The 19,073-nt window shown below is 58.7% G+C and carries 20 protein-coding genes and 1 tRNA gene; 10 read left to right on the top strand and 11 right to left on the bottom strand.

Going from position 1 to position 19,073, the window contains the following annotated elements; genetic code table 11:
• The first annotated feature begins 95 nt into the window (after positions 1-95).
• The 3 genes from HX790_RS08760 (at position 96) to HX790_RS08750 (ending at position 4,406) form a co-directional block, all read left to right on the top strand.
• On the top strand, positions 96-1,301 hold the full coding sequence (locus tag HX790_RS08760) for an acetyl-CoA C-acetyltransferase (RefSeq protein WP_176991436.1): 1,206 nt from the start codon (positions 96-98) through the stop codon (positions 1,299-1,301).
• Between the two features lie 16 nt (positions 1,302-1,317).
• Positions 1,318-3,465 (top strand): 3-hydroxyacyl-CoA dehydrogenase NAD-binding domain-containing protein, encoded by a 2,148-nt coding sequence (locus tag HX790_RS08755; protein ID WP_176991435.1) that lies wholly within the window; start codon positions 1,318-1,320, stop codon positions 3,463-3,465.
• 215 nt (positions 3,466-3,680) lie between these two features.
• The gene (locus HX790_RS08750) at positions 3,681-4,406 is read left to right on the top strand and encodes an amidotransferase (protein WP_017138323.1); all 726 of its coding nucleotides are present in this window, start codon (positions 3,681-3,683) and stop codon (positions 4,404-4,406) included.
• Here the strand turns inward: HX790_RS08750 and HX790_RS08745 are convergent.
• From HX790_RS08745 to HX790_RS08735, 3 genes are all read right to left on the bottom strand, one after another.
• Entirely contained in the window at positions 4,403-5,374 is a 972-nt protein-coding gene (locus tag HX790_RS08745; RefSeq protein ID WP_099548771.1) for a magnesium and cobalt transport protein CorA, read from the bottom strand. The genes HX790_RS08750 and HX790_RS08745 overlap by 4 nt on opposite strands.
• Positions 5,375-5,508: 134 nt before the next feature.
• The gene (locus HX790_RS08740) at positions 5,509-6,249 is read right to left on the bottom strand and encodes a 1-acyl-sn-glycerol-3-phosphate acyltransferase (protein ID WP_169985016.1); all 741 of its coding nucleotides are present in this window, start codon (positions 6,247-6,249) and stop codon (positions 5,509-5,511) included.
• 428 nt (positions 6,250-6,677) lie between these two features.
• On the bottom strand, positions 6,678-7,370 hold the full coding sequence (locus HX790_RS08735) for a crotonase/enoyl-CoA hydratase family protein (protein WP_169985014.1): 693 nt from the start codon (positions 7,368-7,370) through the stop codon (positions 6,678-6,680).
• A gap of 336 nt (positions 7,371-7,706) precedes the next feature.
• Here HX790_RS08735 and HX790_RS08730 point away from each other — a divergent pair.
• From HX790_RS08730 to HX790_RS08705, 6 genes are all read left to right on the top strand, one after another.
• A tRNA-Ser gene (locus tag HX790_RS08730) sits at positions 7,707-7,796 on the top strand.
• A 442-nt stretch (positions 7,797-8,238) separates the two neighbouring features.
• A complete protein-coding gene (locus tag HX790_RS08725; protein ID WP_099548773.1) occupies positions 8,239-8,844 on the top strand; it encodes an RNA polymerase sigma factor in 606 nt (201 codons plus the stop codon).
• 76 nt (positions 8,845-8,920) lie between these two features.
• A complete protein-coding gene (locus HX790_RS08720) occupies positions 8,921-9,787 on the top strand; it encodes a patatin-like phospholipase family protein (protein WP_169985010.1) in 867 nt (288 codons plus the stop codon).
• A 487-nt stretch (positions 9,788-10,274) separates the two neighbouring features.
• Positions 10,275-10,895, top strand: a complete 621-nt coding sequence (locus tag HX790_RS08715) for a cysteine hydrolase family protein (RefSeq protein WP_176991434.1) — start codon at positions 10,275-10,277, stop codon at positions 10,893-10,895.
• 49 nt (positions 10,896-10,944) lie between these two features.
• Entirely contained in the window at positions 10,945-11,679 is a 735-nt protein-coding gene (locus tag HX790_RS08710; protein WP_176991433.1) for a cysteine hydrolase family protein, read from the top strand.
• Positions 11,680-11,714: 35 nt separating this feature from the next.
• Positions 11,715-12,617, top strand: a complete 903-nt coding sequence (locus HX790_RS08705) for a LysR family transcriptional regulator (protein WP_176991432.1) — start codon at positions 11,715-11,717, stop codon at positions 12,615-12,617.
• 124 nt (positions 12,618-12,741) lie between these two features.
• Here HX790_RS08705 and HX790_RS08700 read toward each other — a convergent pair whose 3' ends face one another.
• The 7 genes from HX790_RS08700 to HX790_RS08670 form a co-directional block, all read right to left on the bottom strand.
• Complete coding sequence (locus tag HX790_RS08700; RefSeq protein ID WP_170039313.1) at positions 12,742-13,011, bottom strand: short-chain dehydrogenase; 270 nt, start codon at positions 13,009-13,011, stop codon at positions 12,742-12,744.
• Positions 13,012-13,357: 346 nt separating this feature from the next.
• Entirely contained in the window at positions 13,358-14,398 is a 1,041-nt protein-coding gene (locus HX790_RS08695; protein ID WP_176991431.1) for a DMT family transporter, read from the bottom strand.
• A gap of 68 nt (positions 14,399-14,466) precedes the next feature.
• A complete protein-coding gene (locus HX790_RS08690) occupies positions 14,467-14,802 on the bottom strand; it encodes a hypothetical protein (protein WP_017138311.1) in 336 nt (111 codons plus the stop codon).
• A gap of 102 nt (positions 14,803-14,904) precedes the next feature.
• Entirely contained in the window at positions 14,905-15,258 is a 354-nt protein-coding gene (locus HX790_RS08685) for a gamma-glutamylcyclotransferase family protein (RefSeq protein ID WP_017138310.1), read from the bottom strand.
• A gap of 9 nt (positions 15,259-15,267) precedes the next feature.
• Positions 15,268-15,927, bottom strand: a complete 660-nt coding sequence (locus tag HX790_RS08680) for a M24 family metallopeptidase (RefSeq protein ID WP_017138309.1) — start codon at positions 15,925-15,927, stop codon at positions 15,268-15,270.
• 192 nt (positions 15,928-16,119) lie between these two features.
• Positions 16,120-16,698, bottom strand: coding sequence for a DUF4337 domain-containing protein (locus tag HX790_RS08675; protein ID WP_017134636.1), 579 nt, complete (start codon positions 16,696-16,698; stop codon positions 16,120-16,122).
• 54 nt (positions 16,699-16,752) lie between these two features.
• Positions 16,753-17,637, bottom strand: coding sequence for a LysR family transcriptional regulator (locus HX790_RS08670; RefSeq protein ID WP_169984998.1), 885 nt, complete (start codon positions 17,635-17,637; stop codon positions 16,753-16,755).
• Positions 17,638-17,730: 93 nt separating this feature from the next.
• On the opposite strand from HX790_RS08670, the gene HX790_RS08665 reads away from it, so the two are divergent.
• Entirely contained in the window at positions 17,731-18,699 is a 969-nt protein-coding gene (locus HX790_RS08665; RefSeq protein WP_176991430.1) for an NAD-dependent epimerase/dehydratase family protein, read from the top strand.
• Here the strand turns inward: HX790_RS08665 and HX790_RS08660 are convergent.
• Complete coding sequence (locus HX790_RS08660; protein WP_176991429.1) at positions 18,659-19,042, bottom strand: DUF2784 domain-containing protein; 384 nt, start codon at positions 19,040-19,042, stop codon at positions 18,659-18,661. The genes HX790_RS08665 and HX790_RS08660 overlap by 41 nt on opposite strands.
• Positions 19,043-19,073 lie beyond the last annotated feature (31 nt).

Raw genomic sequence — 19,073 nt, 5'->3', positions numbered from 1 at the left:
GCGAGGGGGTCAAAAGCAATGAGCGCATCGGTCATTGAAACCGTGTCAATCGGGCCTGAAGGTAGGCACACACGCACTGGCTGCTCGAGGATGTCATGACCCAAGCTTTGATCTTTGATGCGATACGTACGCCCCGTGGCAAAGGCAAGGCCGATGGTGCCCTGCACAGCGTCAAACCGGTCAACCTGGTGGCGGGCCTGCTGACGGCGCTGGCGCAACGCAGCGACCTCGACACGCGCCAGGTAGATGACATCGTCCTTGGCTGCGTCACCCCGGTGGGTGACCAGGGCGCCGACATTGCCAAGACCGCTGCACTGGTGGCCGACTGGGACGTCAGCGTTGCTGGCGTGCAGATCAACCGCTTTTGCGCCTCGGGCCTCGAAGCGGTGAACCTTGGCGCAATGAAAGTGCGCTCGGGCTTCGAAGACCTGGTGGTGGTCGGCGGTGTCGAGTCCATGTCCCGCGTGCCTATGGGCAGCGACGGCGGCGCCTGGGTGCTCGACCCGCAGACCAATCTGCACAGCCACTTCACGCCACAGGGCATTGGTGCGGACCTGATCGCTACACTCGAAGGCTTCACCCGCCAGGACGTCGACACCTTCGCCCTACAGTCCCAGCAGAAAGCGGCCAGGGCGCGTGCAGACGGTTCCTTCAACAAGTCGCTGATTGCGGTGCAGGATCAGAACGGCATCGTGCTGTTGGACCATGATGAATTTATCCGCAGTGACTCCACCCTCGAAGGCCTCGGCAAGCTCAAGCCAAGCTTCGAAATGATGGGGCAGATGGGGTTCGACGCCACCGCGCTGCGGGTCTACAGCCATGTGGAGCGTATCCACCATGTACACACGCCCGGCAACAGCTCCGGCATTGTCGACGGCGCTGCGTTGATGCTGATCGGCTCCGAGGCCAAGGGCCGTGAACTGGGCCTGCAACCACGGGCGCGCATCGTCGCTACGGCGGTGACCAGCACCGACCCGACCATCATGCTCACCGGTCCCGCACCGGCGACGCGCAAGGCCTTGGCCAAAGCCGGTCTGCGCGTAGAAGACATCGACCTGTTCGAGGTCAACGAAGCGTTTGCTTCCGTGGTCCTCAAGTTCATCAAAGACATGGGCATAGACGCCGCTCGAGTCAACGTCAACGGCGGCTCCATTGCCATGGGCCACCCGCTGGGCGCCACCGGCTGCGCGATCCTCGGCACCTTGCTCGACGAGCTGGAGGCGCGTCAGCAGCGCTACGGCCTGGCCACCCTGTGTGTCGGCGGTGGCATGGGCATCGCCACCATCATCGAACGCCTCTGAGCCCAAGGAATTTGTCATGACCGAAGCCATTCGTTACGAAAAAGGCCAGGACCAGATTGTGGTGCTGACCCTCGACATGCCCGGCCAGAGCGCCAACACCATGAACGGCGTGTACCGGGAGGCCATGGCGGCCATCGTCACACGCCTTGAGGCGGAAAAGGCCAACATCGCCGGCGTGGTTATCACCTCGGCGAAGAAGACTTTTTTCGCCGGTGGCGACCTCAATGAACTGATCAAAGTCGACAAAGCCCACGCCAAGGCTTTCTACGACAGCGTGCTGGTGTTGAAGGCGCAACTGCGGCGCCTGGAAACTCTCGGTAAACCGGTGGTGGCCGCGATCAATGGCGCAGCGCTGGGCGGCGGTTGGGAGATTTGCCTGGCGTGTCATTACCGCGTTGCGCTGGATGACAAATCTACCCAGCTTGGCCTGCCGGAAGTCACCCTGGGCCTGTTGCCGGGCGGTGGCGGGGTAGTGCGCATGGTGCGCATGCTGGGGCTGGAGAAGGCTTTGCCGTATTTGCTGGAAGGTAAAAAAGTGCGGCCGCAGCAGGCGTTGCAGGCGGGTTTGATCAATGAGCTGGCGGCGGATCGCGATGAGCTGCTGGCCAAGTCCCGCGCCTGGATTTTGGCCAATCCCGAGGCCAAACAACCGTGGGACACCAAGGGCTACCAGATCCCCGGCGGCACGCCGTCAAATCCAAAAGTTGCGCAGATGCTGGCCATCGCGCCGTCGATTTTGCGCAGTAAAACCAATGGCTGCTTCCCCGCGCCGGAGAAAATTCTCTGTGCGGCTGTAGAAGGCGCCCAAGTGGATTTCGACACTGCGCACCTGATCGAAACCCGCTACTTCACCGAGCTGGTCACCGGGCAAGTGGCGAAAAACATGATTGGCACCTTCTGGTTTCAGCTCAATGAGATCAACGCCGGCAGCTCACGGCCGAAAGGTTTTGCCCCTTATGTCACGCGTAAGGTGGGCGTGCTGGGCGCCGGGATGATGGGCGCGGGCATTGCGTATGTGAGTGCCTGTGCGGGCGTTGAGGTGGTGCTCAAGGACATCAACCTGGCGGCGGCCGAGAAGGGCAAGGCGCATTCTGCCGCGCTGCTGGACAAGAAAGTCAGTCGTGGGCAATTGACCGCCGAACACCGGGAAAGCACCTTGGCGCGGATTCATCCTACGGCCTCCGATGCCGACCTGGCCGGTTGCGACCTGATCATCGAAGCCGTGTATGAGGACCGTGAACTCAAAGCCAGGGTCACGGCGGCGGCGCAAAGCGTGGTCGGCAGCGATGCCGTGATCGCTTCCAACACCTCCACCTTGCCCATCACTGGCCTGGCAACAGCGGTGTCCGATCAAGGCCAATTCATTGGCCTGCATTTCTTCAGCCCCGTCGACAAGATGCCGCTGGTAGAAATCATCAAGGGCGCTCACACCCGCGACGAAACCCTGGCCCGAGGTTTTGATTTCGTACTGCAAATCAAGAAAACCCCGATCGTGGTCAACGACAGCCGCGGCTTCTTCACCTCGCGGGTGTTCGGCACCTTCACCAACGAAGGCATCGCCATGCTCGGCGAAGGTGTGGCGGCGCCAATGATCGAAACCGAAGCGCGTAAGGCCGGTATGCCGGTGGGGCCGTTGGCGGTGTCGGATGAAGTGTCCCTCAGCTTGATGAGCCATATCCGACAGCAGACGGCGAAGGATCTGCAAGCCGAAGGCAAGCAAGTGCCGGCTCACCCGGCGACGGCTGTGATCGATCTGTTGGTGAATGAATACAAACGCACGGGCAAGGCGGCAGGCGGCGGTTTTTACGACTACCCCGCAGGCGGGCACAAGCATCTGTGGCCCGAGCTGAAAACCCGCTTTGAACAACCCGGCAAACAGATCTCAGCGCAGGATGTGCGCGACCGTTTACTGTTTATTCAGGCGATTGAAACCGTGCGGTGCGTGGAGGAGGGCGTGTTGATGTCCACGGCGGATGCCAATGTGGGCTCTATCTTCGGCATTGGCTTTGCCGCGTGGAGTGGCGGTGCGCTGCAGTTTATCAACCAGTATGGCCTGAACGACTTCATTGCCCGGGCGCGTTACCTGGCCGAGCAATATGGCGAGCGGTTCTCACCGCCAGCGTTGTTGCTTGAGAAGGCTGCACGGGGTGAACTATTTGCCTGATCAAACCGCCCTGTTTTGAATGATGGAGAACCCCTGTGGGAGCGGGCTTGCCCGCGATAGCGTCATATCAGCCGATATTTGCAGTGGCTGACACACCACTATCGCGGGCAAGCCCGCTCCCACAGGTCGTCACGCGGCGGGACTTGCTTTGCTGGGGTGTTTCAAGGCAGGCTCTGGGCTGTGCATTATTCCCATCACCGTGTCAGGTATTTTTTATGTCGCTACGCGTCTGTATCCTGGAAACCGATATCCTGCGTCCAGGCTTGATCGATCAATACCAAGGGTACGGGCAGATGTTCAAGCGCCTGTTCTCCAAGCAACCGATTGCCGCCGAATTCGTCATCTACAACGTGGTGCAGGGCGAATACCCGCCTGCTGACGAGGTGTTTGACGCCTACCTGATCACCGGCAGCAAGGCCGATTCCTTCGGCACCGACCCGTGGATCCAAACCCTCAAAACCTACGTGCTTGAGCGCTACGAGCGTGGCGACAAGTTGCTGGGCGTGTGTTTCGGTCACCAGTTACTCGCGCTGCTGCTGGGCGGCAAGACCGAGCGCGCCAGCCAAGGCTGGGGCATGGGCATCCACGACTACAAGCTCAACGCCAAAGCGCCGTGGATGAGCCCGGTGGTGGAAGAATTGACCTTGCTGATCAGCCACCAGGACCAGGTCACCGCGCTGCCGGACAACGCCACGGTGATCGCCTCCAGCGATTTTTGCCCGTATGCCGCGTACCACATCGAAGACCAGGTGCTGTGCTTCCAGGGCCACCCGGAGTTTATCCACGACTATTCCCGTGAGTTACTGGAGATTCTTCAGACAACCCTGGGCGAAAAGGTCTACACCCACGGCGTGGCCAGCCTTGCGCGTGACCACCACGGTGCCACCGTGGCTGAATGGATGATGCGCTTTGTCGCCCACAAGCCAGAGGCTGCGGCTTAAAGCCAGCCCGAGCGTTTAAAGCTAGCCCACAAACTCGTGCAGCCCACCGCAATAAACCCGAGCACCGCAAAATAGCCGTAGTGCCATTGCAGCTCGGGCATGTTCTGGAAGTTCATCCCATATATCCCCGCCACCGCCGTGGGGAATGCCAGAATCGCCGCCCAGGCGGCGAACTTGCGCTGCACCACGCTTTGCCGCGAAGCCTCCAGTAACACACCGATTTCGATGGTCTGGCTGGCGATATCGCGCAGGGTAGTGAGGTCCTCCATCTGCCGCGTCACGTGGATCTGCACATCGCGAAAATACGGGCGCATATTCTTGTCGATAAATGGGAAGCTGAGCTTCTGCAGCTCCTGGCTGATCTCCACCATCGGCGCCACATAACGTTTAAGCCGCAGCACATCGCGGCGCAGGCCGTGCAGGTTTTGAATATCGTGCTCGCTCAGGGAACTGCACAGCACGTTGCGCTCCAACTCATCAATCTCGGCGTGGATCGCTTCGCTCACCGGCTGGTAGTTTTCGGTGACGAAATCCAGCAGCGCATAGAGTACGAAATCTTCCCCATGCTCCAGCAACAATGGCCGCGCCTCACAGCGCTGGCGCACAAAACCGTAGGACGCCGAGTGGCCGTTGCGGGCGGTGATGATGTAGCCGTTGCCGGCGAAGATATGGGTCTCGATAAACTCCAGCTTGCCGTTTTCGCGCACCGGTGAGTAGGTGACGATAAACAGCGCATCGCCGAAGGTTTCAAGCTTGGGGCGGCTGTGTTTTTCCAGGGCGTCTTCGATGGCCAGTTCATGCAGGTTGAACTGGCGTTGCAGGTTGGCCAGCTCCTGGGCGCTGGGCTCTTCCAGGCCGATCCACACAAAATGGTCGGGTTTGGCGGCCCAGGCGGCGCCTTCGTCGAGGGTGATATCCGTGACTTTCTTACCGGCGCTGTAAACGGCTGCCGCAACAACTCTACCCATGGTGCTGATCGCTTCTTATTAGGAGGACAGGTGTTGGGCAGCTTAGCCTGAATGGCGTTCCCTTGTTGCGGTGCAGAGGTCAGCTTTTTGTGGCGAGCAAGCTCGCTTGCGCTGGGGGCGAAGCCCCCCAGCAATCACAAAGGCGCAGGTGCCCAAGCGGTTTGCAGCTCATGGTCCATCTCGGCAATGCATGCCTCCATCTGCGCCTGACACGTCTGCATCAACGCCGGGATGTCATCCGAAGTCAGCCCGACGGTAGGAATCGGCGGCAACGAGCGTATGAGCACCTCACCGCTGTTCCAGCGATTGAGCTGCATATGCTTGACGTAAGTGCTGGCGCACACCTGCACAATCGGTACGCCAGCCGCAATCGCCATATGGAACGCGCCCTTCTTGAACGGCAGCAAGCCGTTACCCAAGTTGCGTGTGCCTTCGGCGAACACCCAAATCGAGGTGTCCTCATTCTGCAAGGTCTGTGTGGTCGTAAGCATCGCCCGGCGCGCCTTGTGTGCATTGCCACGGTCAATCAACACATTGCCCGCCAGCCAGAACAACTGGCCGAACAACGGCACCCACTTCAGACTCTTTTTGGCGATACACACGGTGCGATGGGGCACCACATTGCCGAATATAAACAGGTCATAGTTGGACTGATGGTTGGCGATGACCACACAGGTGCCGGGCTTGTTACGCAGCGAGTCGACATCAGCCTTAAGGCGCAAGCCCAGGATACGCATGGCAGGCAACGCATAGAGACGAGCACACAGGCGGCTGTTGTCCGGGTTGAACGGCCGGCACACACCCAACAGTACGCCCAATACCCCGGCGACCATAAAGTGCAGGCCCATCAACAACATACGTAACAGAAAAAGCATCGACACAGCCCATCGGGACAAAAGGTGGCGCAGTGTACGGATGTGCACTGTATTCGGCAATTGCCCCTACAGACGTAGGAGATGGGCGATGTTTAAGCACATGTTTCAACGTACGCCGACATAGCCCGACTAGAGCGGCTAAAGACGTTTCGGATTTATTTGTAAGAAAAAGCCCGACTCAAGGTCGGGCTTTGGCACATCAGCTTTAGGTATCTTCACAATTATTAACGGTGGCCACCTATTCTGTGGCGAGCGGGCTTGCCCCGCGTTGGGCTGCGAAGCAGCCCCAAAACCAGGCCCCGCGTTCTTTCAGGCGAAACCTCAGTGCCTTTACTGGGGCCGCTGCGCAGCCCAACGCGGGGCAAGCCCGCTCGCCACAACAGCCCGCTCAGAACAGATGTTGCCTTTAGCTACTCAGCTATAGGGCATTAGCCCAGGTTGTGGCCCTGATCCTGAATGATTGCATCATCCAAGGCTTCCAACAGTGCCTTACGCACCTTCAACTTGGTGTGTTTGTGGGCGTTCATATTGATCTTCTTCAGCTGCCGCGCCGCTTCCAGGGCCGCTGCGTGCAACTCCTCCGGCGCCACCACCTTATCCAGGAAGCCAGCGCCCAACGCGCCCTGCGGATCAAACATCTCGGCATTGATCACCGAACGATGAAACGCCGATTTACGCAGACGATCCCGCGCCAACTCGATACCGGCGTGGTGCATGGTCATGCCGATCGCCACTTCGTTCAGGCCAATGCTGAACGGGCCTTCCACGCCAATCCGGTAATCCGCCGACAACAGCAGGAACGCACCCTTGGCCACCGCATGCCCAGGGCACGCCACAATCACCGGGAACGGGTGCGACAACAGGCGCCGCGCCAACGTCGAACCCGATGTCACCAGGCCAATGGCTTCTTTAGGCCCAGCGGTCATCACCTTCAAATCATAACCACCCGACAGAATCCCCGGCGTGCCGGTGATGATCACCACCGCCCGATCCTTCTCGGCCTGATCCAGCGCAGCGTTGAACTCAGCAACCACTGCTGGAGAAATGGCGTTTACCTTGCCGTTGCTCAAGGTCAGGGTCGCGATACCGTCTTCGAGGTGGTAGGCAATCAGGTCACTCATGACGCGGTTCCTTGTAGGAATTGTTATAGATAGGCTGTTAATAGAAGCGCATGCGCAGACGTTACCCACCACGCCCGCCCCGGTAAAGCGCCGTGACTGACTACACAGTCAGACTTTTCCCGCATTCCCAAGGGTAGACGGCCCGCAGCAGGGCACAGCCGCCGCGCCAGACGCCCGCGACCGATGCCCAAGAATGGCAGATTCACCACCCCTCACCGAGCGAGTCCCGGCATAACCGTCTAAGCGCATGAAAATTCTGAAAAAAACCTTTGCCATCAGAAAGGCTTTCGACTACATTAGCGCGCCTCGACAGACTGAACTGGTTTGACGAGATACGGTGAAGTGTCCGAGTGGCTTAAGGAGCACGCCTGGAAAGTGTGTATACAAGAAATTGTATCGAGAGTTCGAATCTCTCCTTCACCGCCACATTCTACAAACACAAACCCCTGATTTTCCTAGTGAAAGTCGGGGGTTTGTGGTTTTTGGCGTCCAAAAAATAGCCCCATGGGGCCGTCATGGGACTAGTGCGCATTTTTGGTGTGTTTTTTGTTCGCGAGATGCATTGCATCTCTGCGCCGTTGATTGGGTATGCGGTTGGCTAACTTTGGCAGGTAGCTGCAACTCAATGGTGTCAATCAAAGCAAAGGCGATTCATTGCCATACCTAATCTCCTCCCTTATTTGATTCTCTGTGCTGTGCATCCAGCGGAGGGATTGATCCGTATGTCCTCTTGAGGGCTCGAGTGCGATGAGTATCCGAGATCATCAAGCGATGCAGTGCGATGAGCGGTTCAGGCATTTCTTGATCCGAACCATCATTCCTGCCAAGGACAGCTACGATCATGATAGGACCACAGTCAGGTACTGCCATGAACGCCACGGATGACGCTCATTTTTTGGACCGCCTATTGCGCGGAGAACAAGACGCATATCGTGATTTGGTGTGCACGCATCAGGGCGCAATGAGGGCCATAGCTTATGGAATCGTGGGGCCGCGCCATGCGGACGATGTAGTGCAAGATGCATGGCTTGCGATTGTGAGAGGCATGGGGAAATTTCAGAGACGATCCAGCTTAAAAACCTGGATGCTAAGGATCACGTCGAATACGGCGAAATGTAGATACAAAGCTCGGCGCAGTGAATCGAACTGTATCCCATGGACCTCTTGGGTTGAAGGAAGAAGCGTTTTATTTGTAGATGATCTTTCCTACACTTCGCCTGGGGCGTTGCATGAAGATAGCCCCGAAGCACTTCTGAGCGAATCCGAGCTATATGCTCGAATTAACGTTGCTCTTGAGGCGCTACCGGATCTGCAAAGAAGCGTGTTGATACTGAGAGAGCGCTCTGGATTGGAGCTGGATGAAATTTCTACGCTCCTCGGAATATCGCTGACTAACGTAAGAGTGCTTTTGCACCGAGCGCGTTTAAAGGTTTTTTCGGCAATTGCGGAGTACCAGTCTGTTTTTGATATGTGAGCATCATGGTGATTTCCCAACTGCCTGGATGTTGGCACTCGAAAAATGGTACTGAGATTTCCACTGGAGGTCTGCCATGGCGACTGTAAAAACTGCACTCGTTCTCGCAGGTGGCGGTAGCCTCGGTGCGGTTCAGGTTGGAATGTTGCAAGCTCTTGTGGAAGACGGCATTAGATTCGATCTGGTGGTCGGCGCATCTGTCGGGGCCATCAATGGTGCGTATTTCGCAGCCAGGCCGAATGCGCAGGGGATCGCTGAGCTCGCTGACTTCTGGCGGGGTTTGCGAAAGGCGGATGTGTTTCCATTTTCTGTAATCGACACCCTGACGGCAATATTGCGACGTCGTGGATATCTTCTACGCGCTTCAGCGTTACAACACCTGGTGCGCCGGTCGCTGCCGGTGAAATTGATCGAAGATACTGAGTTGCCTTTGTATATCGTCACCACCAATCTGCTCAGCGGTGCTGAAGAGTTACTTTCCAGTGGCAGTGCTGAACAGGCCTTACTCGCCAGTGCAGCAATCCCGCTGGTGTTTCCACCCGTCCGAATAAGTAACAAACTCTTAATTGACGGTGGCGTGGCTAGCAACACACCTATTGCCAGTGCAATCTCACTAGGGGCCACTCGTGTTGTTGTGGTACCAACTGGTTTCGGTTGTGCCTGCCCTAATCCGCCGATCGGGCTCGTTGCATTAGCCTTGCACACACTCAATTTAATGAGCATGCGTCAACTGGTACGTGATATTGAGTTGTACGCTCCGCGGGCGTCTATTCACGTTGTTGCGCCCTTGTGCCCATTAAATGCTTCGGTATTCGATTTCAGCCAAACAGATCAGCTCCTAAAGCGCGCTTACCAGTCGACCCAAACGTGGATTGAGGAAGGTGGGTTAATTCGCACTGGTGTGCCGGATTCGTTACAGGCTCACACCCACACCCAGATATAGGTAAATAGCCCGGGTTTCTAGAAGCGATCGGTCGGTTTCGATTGGCCGATTGCGACGGTTCACGAAAGTTAGATTGAAAGCGAAATTCGAATAACGCCACTTATATAAAACAGGCCCCCCACATCGAAGCCAAGTGTGGGGGGCTTTTTTGTGAGCGTGGATACCAGATCCGGTATGGCTGGTATACCAATCCCACCTCAACTGGCTAACACTGAAAAACGGGACGGATTTATTCAATCGCTCACTTCTCTTGGTGGGCCAGTAAGAAAGTGCTTACACCGCTTCGTGGATCAACACAGGGGTGGCCTGCTCGCCACAATAAAGTGACCTCTTAACTGCCTGATATTAGCTGGACACGACCGGTTTATTTCGCAATAAATGTGCAGTTTTTGCACAGATATTGTTCATTCCTGTGTGTATTTCAAACATGAAAGCCCCCCTTAAACTCGACGCCACTCACCCCGTCACGGTTTAAGGAAACGCACAAATGACCAACCCCTCTCAACCGACCATCCGCGCAATGTCTGGCGCAACACCCGTCACCCAGCTTGATCCAGCCACCACCGCACTGTTGGTCATCGATTTCCAGAACGAATATTTCAACGGCAAGATGCCGATCCCCGACGGCGCCACCGCGTTACATAACGCCCAGTGCCTGATCGAATTCGCCGACCAGCAGAAGATCCCGGTCATTCACATCCAGCACCTCGCGCCAGCCGGTTCTGCAGTGTTTGCCCAGGACGGCAACACCGTCGATTTCCACCCACTGATGCAGCCGCGCGCTCAAGACACACTGGTGCAGAAGACCAGAGTCAGCGTGTTCGCCAGCACTGACCTGCACAACCAACTTCAGCACCAGGGCATCCGTACCCTGATCATCTGCGGCTTGATGACTCACGCCTGTGTCGCGGGTGCGGCCCGTGATGGTGCGGCTTTGGGCTACGGCATCGTGGTCGCGAGCGATGCATCGGCGACCCGGTCGATTACTCGCGCCAACGGTGAGTCGGTGACCCAGGACCAACTGCATGCCTCGGCACTCGCCGAAATTGAAGACACTTTTGGTGACGTGCTGACCACGTCCCAGGTCATCGGCTTGTCTGTGCGCTAACGGTCGGCCTTTCAGCACCCTAATTCAACTCGTCAAACAGGACTGCATCATGACTTGCACATTCGCCACTCCATCGAGCCGCCTTCTGCCCAAGCTGCTCAAATCTGCCGTCATCGGCCTGGGCTTGATAATGGGCCTCGGCCAGTTTGCTGCCGCCGCCGAGGCACCGGCTAACCCACACCCAACCATTCGCGCCATGTTCGGTGCCAAGCCAACTGACAAACTGGACGCCAAGACCACCGCACTGTTGGTGATCGACTTCCAGAATGAGTACTACACCGGCCGCATGCCGATCCCGGATGGCATGAAAGCCCTCGAAAACACCCAGCGCCTGATTGCATTCGCAGACAAGGAACACATCCAGGTGATCCACGTGCAGCACATCGCTCCAAATGGCGCCGCAGTATTTGCCAAAGATGGGAAGACCGTGGATTTCCATCCGCTGATGAAGCAGCGCCCACAAGATAAGGTGATTCAGAAAACCACCGTCAGCGTGTTTGCCAGCACCGATATTGATGCCCAGTTGAAGAACGCCGGGATCAAGACGCTGATCATTTCCGGCCTCATGACTCACGCCTGTGTCGCCGCTGCAGCCCGCGACGCCACGCCGTTGGGCTACGACGTTGTGGTAGCATCCGACGCTACGGCAACCCGCGCCATCACTCGCGCTAATGGGCGTTCGGTGACCAAGGACGAGCTGCATGATTCGGCGCTGGCCGAGATCGAAGACACTTTCGGTTCAGTGCTGACCACCGCACAAATCGTTGCCCTGCCGGTTCACTGATCAGCCTGATCACTCATTGGAGTAACGCCCGCTTCATGAACCAGCTATCTGCCATGCGCGCCTTTCGGTGCATTGTCGAGGCCAAGGGCTTCTCTGCTGCGGCAGAGCGGCTGGACACCACCCACTCGACGATATCTCGGCAGTTGCAGCAGTTGGAACTTGAACTGGGCGTTCAGTTGATCAACCGCAATACCCGACGTTTCAGCCTGACCGGCCCTGGGGAGCAGTACTTCGCAGCCTGTGTCGATATTCTTGACCGCCTCGATGCAGCTACCCAGGCCATGGCACAGGGGCATCAGCGCCCCGAAGGCCTGTTGCGGGTCAGTGTGCCGCTGGTGGTGGGCACGCTGGATTTGCCGCACTGGCTGCCGGGGTTTCAGAAGCGTTATCCCGATATCGAACTTGAGCTGTGCTGCGACGACAAATTCGTTGACCTGGTGGCTGAGGGCTTTGATGTCGCCATCCGCATCGCCAGCGCCCTGGGCGATACCACCCTGATCGCTCGCACTCTCACCGTTTCAAAACGCGTGCTGGTGGCGTCGCCTGCCTACATCCACACCCACGGTTTACCGCGCACCGCCCAGGAACTCGACGAGCACCGCTTGTTGAGGTTTGTCGGGGAGGCATCAGACTGGCAACTCACCTCGGCCCGTGGTGCAACCATGAGCGTCACGCCCAAAGGCCAATTCAAGACCAGCACCATCACTGCCTTGCACGCCGCCACACTGGCCGGCGCCGGCATCGGCTGCTTTACGCATGCGACGGTGCGCAACAACCTGGCGCAAGGGCAACTGGTGCCCATCCTGCCCAACTACTCGATGGGCGAGTGGCGTTATTACGCGCTGTACCCGCAATCCCGGCACTTGGCGCCCAAGGTCAGGGCGTTTGTGGATTACATGGCGGATTTTTACCAGGTGGACGCTAAAGCCGCCGTCTGAGAAAGGAAAAGGACAGATTTATTTGAGTCTCGTCACGCACTCCGTGCGAGGCAATCGAACCCCTGATTTCGGGAGAAACCAGGGGTTTTGTGATCTCTGGAGTTTGAAAACTGCCGTTTCTAGATCACGCGCCGGGTACATCCATGCGTCGGCCTATGACGTCCAGCAAATCGCAGCCGTCGCGTAACGGGATTGAGCACAGCAGGGCAAAATCACTGAGAACAACGGCATCACTACTGATCTCGCTGCGCAGTGCAAGGTTCTCAAGGACTTGGGTGACGGCACGCAGCCGAAAACTCGCGGCGTCGAGGAGAATTTCCAGGGGGACGGTGGTATCGACAAAAAGGGCAGGGGTGGCGCTGTCGTTGCTGGTGAGGGCTATGTATTGGTTCATGCGTTAAGTCCGTTCACTTAGAGGAATATGAGCCACGCATTTGTCGCCAAACAAAAGGTGGCCGCTGTACGCAGGTTGGCGAACCGGTATAAGAACGGACAAAGACCGGCAGACCCGAAGGTCTCCCACGCACAGCAGCCGTTGAGCAGCTTATTGCGTGCAGGCGCATCCCGCAAATCTGCCGGGAGACTTCTGCCGTCTTAATAGTCGAGTCGCCAAACCCGTTCGCCCTGTGGGCGACCGAGTGACTATAGGCTTTGCAATTTTGAAGCGGCAGGCCGACGCTTCCGAATGAGCTGTAGGACGTTGCCCAAACCCATTTATATGGCTGCCAAAGACGCCATCCTCAATGCCGATGCCGATGATGCACATCCGGAAAATGCGCATGGCTATGCCGCATCACACTATGAACATGCACATGGCTATGCGGCTGCGCCGGGTCCCACTCAAACCCGTGCTCATGCTGATGATGTTCATCATGCACATGCCGATGCCCATGTTCCGTCGCTTCATGCAGATGCTCATGGGCATGCCGCTCCGTCAGGTGCAGCCACACGCCCACGGCCATCAGCGCGGATGCAATCCAGAACGCCACCGTTACCGATTCCCCAAATGCCAGCAGGGCAACAGCCGCGCCGAGGAACGGCGCCGTCGAGAAGTAAGCGCCCGTGCGTGCGCTGCCCAACCCCCGCAACGCCAGCACGAACATGACCAGGCTGATGCCATACCCCAAAAAACCAACCAACAAGATCGGCGCCAGCTGTGCCATCCCTGGAATCTGCGCGCCGAGGTAAAGCGCCAGGCTGCCATTCACCAGCCCGGCTATCAAGCCCTTGGCGCCGGCGATAAACAGCGCGTCCGAGGCCGAGACTTTGCGCGTCAGGTTGTTATCAATCCCCCAGCACACGCACGCCAGCGCCACGGCAAACGGCCCGGTCCAGTCGTGGCTGGCGCCGCCGCCGTCGGACCATGACAGCACCACGCCGCCCAGCACGATCGCGAGCATGCCGAGGACGATGCGGCGGTCGGCGTTTTCTCTGAACACCAGCCAGGCGATCACGGCAGTCAGCACCGATTCAAGGTTGAGCATCAGGGAGGCGGTCGCGCCGGCGGTGCGCGTGAGGCCGAACATCAAGGCAACCGGGCCGAGGATGCCACCGAAGGCGATGGCGCCGAGCAGCCAGGGCCATTCAGCACGGGTCAGCCCGCTGGGTTTCCAGCCGCGATCACGGATAAGGCGCACGCAGGCCAGGCCTAGACCGCTGCCGAGGTAGAGCAGGCCGGCGAGCAGTACGGGCGAAAGGTTCAGGCCGAGGCTTTTGGCGAGCGGCGTGCTGGCGCCGAACAGGGCAGCAGCGGCGAGTGCGTAGAGAATACTGAGGTTCATGGGCCGTCCTCGAATGGTTGGCCCATGATACGTCGCTTGCCAGGGTCTGCGCCCTGACAACTTGATACTTACTGCGCGGTTTTCAGCTTGATCACATCACCCGAAATCTTGGTGGTGTAACCATTCAGTACCCAGGCCCAGAACCATTTTTCCTGCACTTGGGTGTTGATCAGCGCGTCGCCGCCTTTGGCCTTGATGGCGGCATCCTGGGCGCGCACGAAGCGGTTGTTCTGGCCGATCGGGATGACGCCGAGCAACATGATGCCGGTGGCACTGCCTTCACTGTGGCCCAAAACGGTGTATTGGCTGCTGTCGTACTGCGGGGATTTGATGGCGGTGCCGGTGCAGCCTGCGAGGGTGAAACCGAGAACAGCTGCTGCAACTACTTTACTGACGTACTTCACTGTGAAACTCCATGGACTGACCCCCGGGATTCAATTCTCGAGGGGGCGCCATTTTAATCCCCACACTGGCAGATTGAAATCAATTACCCGGATGTTTCATTTTCACACCTGCACGTACACCCACGCTGTAAGACCCGAAGCCAACGCCACGGACACACGCTTGTAGTCCGACACCTCATACGCATCCGCTGCCGCCAGTTCCTGCTCGTTAATCTGAAAGACCATGCCTTCAACGCTGGCAGCCTTTTCCTCGGTGGGCGCGACAATCGGGTGATGGGTCTTGCCACTGGTGGCGAGCACTTGCGGATCGGTAATTTCTACCCAGCTTTGCGCATAGCCGAGCATGGCGTCGTGATGGCCGACCAGTTCCCGGCCGAAGTTGGCGAGTTGCACGGCTTTGTCCTGCAAGGTGCCGTAGGAAAACAGCAGCACGGGAAATTGGGTGGAGCGTTCCATGGATGTTCCTTAAGCGAGTAGGTCTTCGTAAAAAGCGCCGTAGGGCTTGCTCGGGTGGGCGATCTGGATTTCCAGAATCCACAGCCCGGCATTCGGGTAATGCTCGAAATCGCCCAGGTCGCCGCCGCGATGGATGGCATGGGGGAAGTCGCTGACGCGGTGGCCTTTGATGTCGAGGTTCAAACGCCAGCCCATGGCTTGGGCTTGCTCTTGGGCGTAGCGGTAAAGCTCAAGGCCCGCCACGTGGTCATTTTTCCAGCGTGATTGTACGCGGTCGAACAGTGCCTTGGCGGCGTTGGCGCAGGCGATCATGTCCGCGTCGTTGCCAACGGTGAAGGTGGCACCGGCGTCGCCTTCATGGCCTTGCCACACGGCGCCCATGTCGATGAGGAAGATATCGTTTTCAGCCAGCACCGGGTCGCCTTCGGAGCGTTGGTTGAAAGCCTTGAGGGTGTTGGCGCCGAAACGCACCAGCAGCGGGTGCCAGATGCGTTGCATGTCGAGCTCAGTGAGTACCTGTTTGCCCAGCTCGCGAGCCTCGGATTCAAGCATGCCAGGGCGGATGCGTTGGGCGAGGTGTTCGATGGCTTGCCAGGTCATGGCTTGGGCGTAGCGCATGGCGTCGATGCTGTAGGCGGCGCCCACGGCTTCTTTGGGTTGTGCAGTCACCGGTGTTCCCTCGCAGTCAGGCTGTGCTGGTCGTTATGCGTTTTACTATATAGCGATGCCGAGATGGAACCCAACCGTTAAAACACCACAGATCAAATGTGGGAGCTGGCTTGCCTGCGATGGCGGTGGTTCAGCAAACAGTGATGTTGCCTGACCCACCGCCATCGCAGGCAAGCCAGCTCCCACATGCTGTCAGAGGTGCAGCCAGGCCAGGCTACCCAGCACCATCGCCACTCCACCTGCGGTGTAGGACAGGCGCTTGAGCCACTCTTTACGCGTCAACAACGTAATCGCCGCCAACGAAATCGCGATCTGAATCGCGGTCATTGCCTGTGCCCAGCGGTGATGCTGGTGCAGTGCCTCTTCGGATTTCTGGTCCCATTCCTTGGATGTCGCCTCAAGCTTCTCGGCCTGTTTGCGCACCTCCTCCTTCTGGCCCTTGTAGCGCTCGATTTCGTCCTTGTAATGCGCGGCATCTACACCCGGAATATGCGTGGCCAGCTCCGCCAGGTTCTGGCGGCTGGATTTGGCCTGGTAGTAGTTCCACTGGTTGGCGGCTTCGGTCTTGATGATGGCGGCGTTGTTCTTGTCCATGGCCGCTTCGCTTTCGGTGGAGCCGGCCTGGTAGCTGAGCATGGCACCCAGGGTGGCCATCAACGCGGTCATTACGGCGATGCGGCTGGCGAAATTGTCACCGCGCCCGTGCGCATGTTCGGTGGTGTGTTCGATGTGTTTTTCGTGGGGGCTGGGGACTTCGAAGGCTTCGGACATGGGGGCGTCTATGAAGGGACTGAGGGAGACTGATTCTTTACCAGTGAAGCTGTCTCAATCCTGTACGTAACGCTGCAAACCTTGCACCAGCGCGTCGAATGTCACCCGGCAGCGCGGGCTGTTGCGCAGGTCTTCGTGCATGGTCACCCAGGTGTCCAATTTGAGCGCAAAGCCATCGGGCAGTACCCGGCGCAAACGCGGGTCGCGCTTGGCCAGTTGCACCTGGCAGCCGCCGATACCGGCACCGGCGCGGATCAGCGCCAATTGCGCCAGGTCGCTGTCGCTGCTGATGGCGAAGGCGCTGCGTTCAAAGCCCTTGATCGCCAGGCTGCGGATAAACGCGTTTTCCTGGTCGAAGCCGATCACTGAATGGCCAGCCAGGTCTTGCATCTGCAAAGGGGCGCCCTGCAGTTGCAGGTAATCGTCGCGGGCGTGCAGTCCCACTTCGATCAGGCCGACGCGCTGCGCCAGCAGTTGCTCCTGGCTGGGGCGGACCATCCGCACGGCGATGTCGGCCTCCAATTGCAGCAGGTCGCTGAGGCGGTTGGTCAGCACCAGTTCAACCCGCAAGTGCGGGTGCTCGCGGCGCAATTGGGTGATGATCGGCGGCAGTACTTCCACGCCGACCACCTCGCTGGCCGACACCCGCACCACCCCGCGCACTTCATCGCCGTGGGCAGACGCGGCGCGCTCCAGGGCCGCGGCAGTGCGTTCCATGGTTTCGGCATGGGCGCGCAAGGTGTGGGCCACCGCCGTCGGCAACAGCCCGGCAGGCGAACGGGTAAACAGCACCACGCCCAGTTCGGCTTCGAGCGCCGCGATGTGCCGGCCCACCGTAGGCTGTGTGATACCGAGCTGCCGCGCGGCACCCGATAACGATCCCTCCTTGAGTACGCCAAGGAACGACCGGTAAAGCTCCCATCCAATAGTCGATGCCATGCATAAATGTATAGCGGCAGGATGGTCTTCGGCAATTTATCTATAGCAAGGCTGCACACACAATGGCCTCACCAACTAATGCAGGAGAAGGTCATGAGCAAGGTTCTGGTGCTGGGGGCAACCGGCGGGATCGGCGGTGAAGTGGCGCGGCAACTGCACGCGGCAGGCTGGGAGGTGTGTGCACTGACGCGGGATGTGGGCAAGGCGCGCCGCGCGAATGCCGACTTTTCCTGGATCGAGGGCGACGCGCTCAACCGTGATGAGGTACGCGCCGCGGCCCGTGGTTGTGCGGTGATCGTACATGCCGTCAACCCACCGGGTTACCGCAATTGGGCTGAGCTGGTCATGCCGATGATCGACAACAGCATTGCGGCGGCCATCGCCGAGGGCGCGACGATTGTGTTGCCGGGCACGGTCTACAACTTCGGGCCGGATGTGTTTCCGGTGCTGTATGAAGATTCGCCGCAGCACCCGCAAACGCGCAAGGGGGCTATCCGCGTACAACTCGAGCAGCGTCTGGAACAGGCGTCCCGCCGTGGCGCCCGTGTGTTGATTGTGCGCGCCGGGGATTTTTTCGGCGCTCGGGTGGCCAACAACTGGTTTGCCCAAGGCTTGATCAAACCCGGTAAACCGGTACACGCCATCAGTTATCCGGGCGCACCGGGTGTGGCGCATCAATGGGCTTATTTGCCGGATGTGGCGCGCACCATGGTCGAGTTGCTTGAACGCCGGTCAACCCTGGAGGCTTTTGCGCGCTTTCATATGGCCGGGCATATGGACACGGATGGCACGCAGATGACCCAGGCGATCCAGCAGGAGGTGTTGCGCAGGACGGGCCAGCAACCACGCGTAGGTCGTTTCCCATGGTGGTTGCTGAAAGTGGCCGCGCCCTTTGTCGTCACCCTTCGCGAAATGCAGGAGATGCGTTACCTGTGGCAAACCCCATTGCGTCTGGATAACACGCGCTTGGTCGCGGCTTTGGGGCGCGAGCCGCACACGCCGCTGGAGCAGGCGGTGGAAGCTACGTTGCTCGGTCTGGGGTGTTTGCCTGACGCTGTCTGATCAAGCGTACATACACCGCACTGTTGATCAGCAACACCACGGCGCCCAGCCCCAGTTGAATCTGTGGGGTCAGCCCGTCCGGGTAGATCAGCGTAAGAATGTAATGCTCGATAAAACCGCCGCCATAACCGTCCTGCCCGGCGAGGTGGCGCAGCAGGTTCTCCCAGCGGGTCAGCGGGCAGGGCAGGTGGAACACTTCCACTGCCACGCCCCAGGCCGCGGCGGGCAGGTGCAGCCACATCACCGGCCGCCACTTGAGGGCCAGCAACCCGCCAAACAGCACGAACAGGATAAAACACAGGTGGAACAGCACCAGGCTGTCGGCGGCAATGCGATAGAGCATGAAGAGGTTCGCTTTTATCAAGGCTGGAGGT

It is taken from the genome of Pseudomonas sp. IPO3747 (assembly GCF_013385245.1).
GTDB classification, from domain to species: domain Bacteria; phylum Pseudomonadota; class Gammaproteobacteria; order Pseudomonadales; family Pseudomonadaceae; genus Aquipseudomonas; species Aquipseudomonas edaphica.
Note: the sequence above shows the minus strand (reverse complement) of the source record. Positions and strands in the feature narration are given on the sequence as shown.